This window comes from Spirillospora sp. NPDC049652 (assembly GCF_040675125.1).
In the GTDB taxonomy this organism is placed as follows: Bacteria; Actinomycetota; Actinomycetes; order Streptosporangiales; family Streptosporangiaceae; genus Spirillospora.
In genome coordinates this window covers 1-4,941 of record NZ_JBFAOF010000538.1, presented here as the reverse complement: position 1 = coordinate 4,941, position 4,941 = coordinate 1, and the positions used below count along the sequence as shown (strand labels likewise).

The 4,941-nt window shown below is 74.0% G+C and carries 4 protein-coding genes; 3 read left to right on the top strand and 1 reads right to left on the bottom strand.

Features of this window, described 5'->3' with window-relative positions; genetic code table 11:
* Window positions 1-154 precede the first annotated feature (154 nt).
* Both AB0J52_RS27230 and AB0J52_RS27225 read left to right on the top strand, forming a co-directional pair.
* Complete coding sequence (locus tag AB0J52_RS27230) at window positions 155-1,378, top strand: acyl-CoA dehydrogenase family protein (protein ID WP_500185174.1); 1,224 nt, start codon at window positions 155-157, stop codon at window positions 1,376-1,378.
* Between the two features lie 8 nt (window positions 1,379-1,386).
* Window positions 1,387-2,151 (top strand): TetR/AcrR family transcriptional regulator, encoded by a 765-nt coding sequence (locus AB0J52_RS27225; RefSeq protein ID WP_500185172.1) that lies wholly within the window; start codon window positions 1,387-1,389, stop codon window positions 2,149-2,151.
* On the opposite strand, the gene AB0J52_RS27220 is transcribed toward AB0J52_RS27225, so the two are convergent.
* On the bottom strand, window positions 2,145-3,647 hold the full coding sequence (locus AB0J52_RS27220) for an alpha/beta hydrolase family protein (protein ID WP_500185170.1): 1,503 nt from the start codon (window positions 3,645-3,647) through the stop codon (window positions 2,145-2,147). The genes AB0J52_RS27225 and AB0J52_RS27220 overlap by 7 nt on opposite strands.
* A gap of 241 nt (window positions 3,648-3,888) precedes the next feature.
* On the opposite strand from AB0J52_RS27220, the gene AB0J52_RS27215 reads away from it, so the two are divergent.
* Window positions 3,889-4,941, top strand: a 1,053-nt coding sequence (locus tag AB0J52_RS27215; protein ID WP_500185169.1) for a threonine/serine exporter family protein, incomplete at its 3' end; no start/stop codon positions are given.

The window sequence follows — 4,941 nt, the reverse complement described above, 5'->3', positions numbered from 1 at the left end:
CCGTTGGCCCCACCGGTGATCAGCGCGACCCTGCCCGCACGGCTCCCCGTGCGGCTCTCCTCGTGACCGGCCGCGCGGGGGTCCGCCGATTCCTCGAACGCCGTCATGGCACCTCATCCTCGTAAGTAACTGACCCGTCAGTTACTATAACGCCATGGACTTCGGTTTGAGCCCCCGCGCCGAGGAGTACCTCGGCCGCCTGCAGGACTTCATGGACGCCCACGTCTACCCCGCCGAGCCGGTCTACGCCGCGCAGCGCCGCGAGCTGATCGCCGCCGGCCGCGAGCACGAGCCGCCGGCCGTCGTCGAGGAGCTGAAGCGCGAGGCGCGCAAGCGCGGGCTCTGGAACCTGTTCCTGCCCGCCAGCACCGACCCGGAGCACGGCCTCACCAACACCGACTACGCCTCCCTGGCCGAGGTGACCGGCCGGTCCCCGCTGCTGGCCCCCGAGGCGATCAACTGCTCCGCGCCCGACACCGGCAACATGGAGGTGCTGCACCTGTTCGGCACGCCCGAGCAGAAGGAGCGGTGGCTGAAGCCGCTGCTGGCCGGCGAGATCCGGTCCGCGTTCGCGATGACCGAGCCGGACGTGGCCAGCTCCGACGCCACCAACATCTCCACCCGGATCGAGCGCGACGGCGACCACTACGTGATCAACGGCCGCAAGTGGTGGATCACCGGGTCCGCCGACCCGCGCTGCAAGATCATGATCGTGATGGGCAAGACCGACCCGGAGGGCCACCCGTACCTGCAGCAGTCCATGGTGCTGGTGCCGATGGACACGCCCGGGGTCGAGGTCGTCCGGGCGCTGCCGGTCTTCGGTTACCGCGACCAGGAGGGCCACTGCGAGATCAGGTTCACCGACGTGCGCGTCCCGGTGGAGAACCTGGTCGGCGAGGAGGGCGGCGGCTTCGCCATCGCGCAGGCGCGGCTCGGCCCCGGCCGCATCCACCACTGCATGCGGGCGCTCGGCATCGCCGAGCGGGCGCTGGAGCTGATGTGCCGGCGCGCGCTGGACCGGGTCGCGTTCGGCAAGCCGCTGGCCGCGCAGGGCGTCGTCCGGCAGCAGATCGCCGAGTCCCGGATGGCGATCGAGCAGGCCCGCCTGCTCACCCTGAAGACCGCCTGGCTGATCGACGAGCACGGCGTGAAGGCCGCCCGGTCCGAGGTCGCCGCCATCAAGGTGGTCGCGCCCCGGGTCGCGCTGGAGGTCGTGGACCGCGCCATCCAGGTGCACGGCGGCGCGGGCGTCTCCGACGACACCCCGCTCGCCGCGATGTGGGCCGGGCTGCGCACGCTGCGGCTCGCCGACGGCCCCGACGAGGTGCACGTCCGGTCGGTCGCGCGCGCGGAGTTGGGTAAGTTCACCCAGGGATGAGGAACACCATGGGGGACGCGGGAGCCCGCGCGGCGGAGACCGGGGGCGGCGAGCCGCGCGGGGACGCCCGCGACGGGAGCGCCCGCGCCGAGGACGCCCGCGACGGGGACGGATCAGGCAAGGAGGTCCGCGCGCGGCGGCGCATGCCGCAGGCGCGCAGGCGCGAGCAGCTGCTCGGGCTGGCGCTGCGCGAGTTCGGGCGGCGCGGCTACCACCTGACCCAGATGGAGCACGTGGCGGCCGCGGCGGACGTCTCCAAGGCGCTGCTGTACCAGCACTTCGCGTCCAAGGAGGAGCTGTTCGCCGAGGTCGTCGGCTCCGTCGTCGCCGAGCTGACCGGACGGCTGAACGCCGCGGTGCGCGCGGAGGACGACTCGGTCGACCGGATCCGCGCGATGGTGCGGGTGCTGTTCGACTACGCCACCGACGAGCCGGACGCCTGGGCTCTGGTCATCCGGCACCTGGACAAGCCGGAGGTCGGGCCGGGCCTGCGCGGGCTGCGCGACCGGCTCGGCGCGTCGTTCGCCGGGCTGCTGCTGATCCGCCGCCGCGCCGACCCGGCGCTGTCCCCCGCCGCGCTCGCGGCCAACGAGCACCGCGCCCGGCTGCTCGTCCCCCTGATGTACGGGTCGATGCTGTCGATGGTGTCGTGGTGGCTGGAGCACCCCGACACCCCGCGCGACCGGGCGGAGGCGATGGCGGTCGAGTTCATCTGGCTCGGCCTGGACCGCCTCCGCACCGGTGAGCGCCTGCGCCCCTCGGGCGGTCAGTAGTCCGCCACGGGCCCCGGCTGGACGGTCGGGACGGTGAGCGCGACCTTCGCCGCGTCCATCCAGCCCAACGCCTTCTGCGGGGTGAACAGGGCGGTGCCGGGCGTGAGCTGGAGCGCGAGCCGGCGGCCCGGGCCCGTCTTCCAGGACACGGCCTCCAGGTCCCGGTCGACCGTGCGGCGGCGGCCGTCCAGGGTGATCGGGACCGGGGTGGCCTGGTTGCCGACGACCAGGCCGGTGTCCAGGTCGACGATCTGGGCGTAGACGGCGGTCTTCGCGTGCAGCGCGCGGCCCTGGTAGGTGAGCTTGAGGTGCGGGACGCCGACCGCCTGCCCGTCGGACTTCGGTCCGGGGATCGCGACGGTCAGCGCGTTCTTGGCGGGCTGCGCCACCGTCTGGGTGCCGGAACCGTCCAGCGGGCTCAGGTTCAGATGCCCATTGCCGGTCGCGCGCAGCGCCGGCCGGGCCGGAGCCGGGTAGGACCGGGCGGTCCGGTACACGCCGTCCTGGTCGATGTACTCGAAGCCAGCGCCGGTGTCCACCGAGGCGTCCCGCTTGAGGTAGCGGGCGAACCAGGCGAGCGTCGCCCTGGCCAGGTGGTCGGCCGATCCGGCCTTGGTGGAGCAGGTGCCGTGCCCGCCGCAGAACCAGATCATCTTCACCGGCGCGCCGTTCGCCTTGATCGGGCGGTAGAACGACAGGCCCTCGCGCAGCGTGAACAGCGTGTCGACGGTGCCCTGCATGACGAGGGTGGGGATGCGGATGCGGTCGACCAGCGCGCCCGCCCCGGCCTGCATGAACCACTTCTGGACCGACGGCGACAGCTTGCCGGTCAGCGCCCCGGACGCGCAGCCCTCCAGCACCTTCCCGGCCACCCGGTTCCCGTTCACGACGCCGCCGAGGCACAGCAGGGCGCCCCAGCCCGCCCGGTAGACCTCGTCCCGGTAGAGGCTGCGCTCGACGCTCTGGAAGGCGATGGTCGGGGTGATGACGTCCACCCGGCGGTCCATGCCGGCGACGACGAGCTGGATGCCGCCGCCGTAGCTGCCGCCCGCCATGCCGAGCCGGGGGTCGCCGGGCCGGTCGAGCGCCGCCTCGGGCTGCGCGGCCGTCCAGTCGATGATCTTCATGACGTCGCGGCCCTCGACGGCCGGGGTGTCCACGTTGGCCGCGCCCTCGGAGCCGAAGCCGCGCGCGTTCCAGGTCACCACGTTGTACCCGGCGGAGGTGAGCAGCGCGAGCTGGCCCTTGGCCGGGTCGGTCTCGGCGCGTCCGCCCCAGCCCTGGCCGAGCAGGACGGTCGGGGCCTTGCCGCCCGCCGCGAGCCCCTTGGCCGGGAAGAAGTTGGTCGTGATGCGCACACCGTCGAACGAGGCGAGCTTCACGGTCCGGGGCGCGGGCGCGCCGTCGGCGTGGGCGGGCACGGCGACGGCCAGCGGCAGGGCTGCGGTGAGCGCGGTCGCCGCGACGGCGGCGCCCCGGCGGGGAGCACGTGGCATGGGGGGAACTCCGATGGTCCAAGAAGTAAACGGGTACTGATAAGCGCTTCCAGTAGCTACACCACCGCCGACTCACCCGGCAATACCAGCTCAACCGCCACATCCGCCGCAGAGTCGGCGCGGTGCGCCGGTCGCCGCTCATGCGCGGGCAAAGAGTCGGTCGCCTCCCCGCGTCCCGGCGCCTCCGCCCCGGCCCCGCGCCTTAGCGTCACCGCAGGTCGCAGCGGAGCCCGGGGGGTCAGTGGACGAGGAGTACGGCGAGGCCCGCGACCCCGCCGAGGCCGACCCCGCCGAAGCCAACGCCGCCGAGGCCGAGGCGTCCGGGAACGGCGACGAACGCCACGGGCTCGACGGGGACGAGCCGTCCTGGACGGAACCGGCCGGGACCCGCACCGGCGAGAACCCGCTGGCCGCGATGGAGGCGGCGCTGCGCGGCGGGCGCGAGCCCGGCGTCGGGACCGACGCCTACGCCACGCTCGACCTGGCGCTGCGGGTCGGCGAGCTGATGCTCGCGGGCGGCGACACCGCCGAGTCGGTGGACCTCGCCATGGCCCGCATCGCCCGCGCGTACGGCCTTCCGCACACCGAGAACAACGTGACGCTCGCCGCCGTGGGGATGTCCTACATGCCGCGCGGCGACCGTCCGCCGGTGACGGCCGAGCGGCGGGTGCGGCGGCGGACGCCGAACTACACCCGGCTCGTCGCGGTGGACGATCTGGTCCGCGAGGCCGCGTCGGGGCTGCTCGGCTTCCAGCAGGCCAAGTTCCGGCTCAGCGACATCATCGGGCGTCCGACGGCCTACCCCGCGTGGGCGCAGGCGGTCGCGCTGTCGGTGCTGGGCGCGGCGGGCGCCGTGCTGGTCGGCGGCGACGGGTTCGCGGCGCTGGCGGCGTTCGTGGCGACGATCCTGGGCGACCGGACGGGCGCGCTGCTCGGCCGCCGCGGCATCACCGACTTCTTCCAGATGGCGCTGGCCGCCGCGATCGGGACGCTGGTGACGGTCCTGCTGGTCGCGACCGACGCGCCGGTGCGGTCCGGGACGGTCATCATCGGCGTCGTCATCGCGCTGATCCCCGGCCGCGCGCTGGTGGTCTCCATGCAGGACGGCATCGCCGGGGACCTGGTCACCGGCACCACCCGGCTGGTGGAGGTGCTGTTCGTGATCATCGCGATCCTGAGCGGCATCGGCTCGGTCACCTACGTCGCCGCCCGCAACGGCGTGCCGATCTCGCTGGAGCACCTGCCGACCGCGCCGACCTCGGTCGCCGCGCCGCAGACGCTCGGCGCGGCCGCG

Excerpts from the sequence above, each read along its gene's own strand:
- AB0J52_RS27230 (WP_500185174.1), top strand. The coding sequence starts at position 155 with ATGGACTTCGGTTTGAGCCCCCGCGCCGAGGAGTACCTCGGCCGCCTG.
- AB0J52_RS27225 (WP_500185172.1), top strand. The coding sequence starts at position 1,387 with ATGGGGGACGCGGGAGCCCGCGCGGCGGAGACCGGGGGCGGCGAGCCG.
- AB0J52_RS27220 (WP_500185170.1), bottom strand. The coding sequence starts at position 3,647 with ATGCCACGTGCTCCCCGCCGGGGCGCCGCCGTCGCGGCGACCGCGCTC.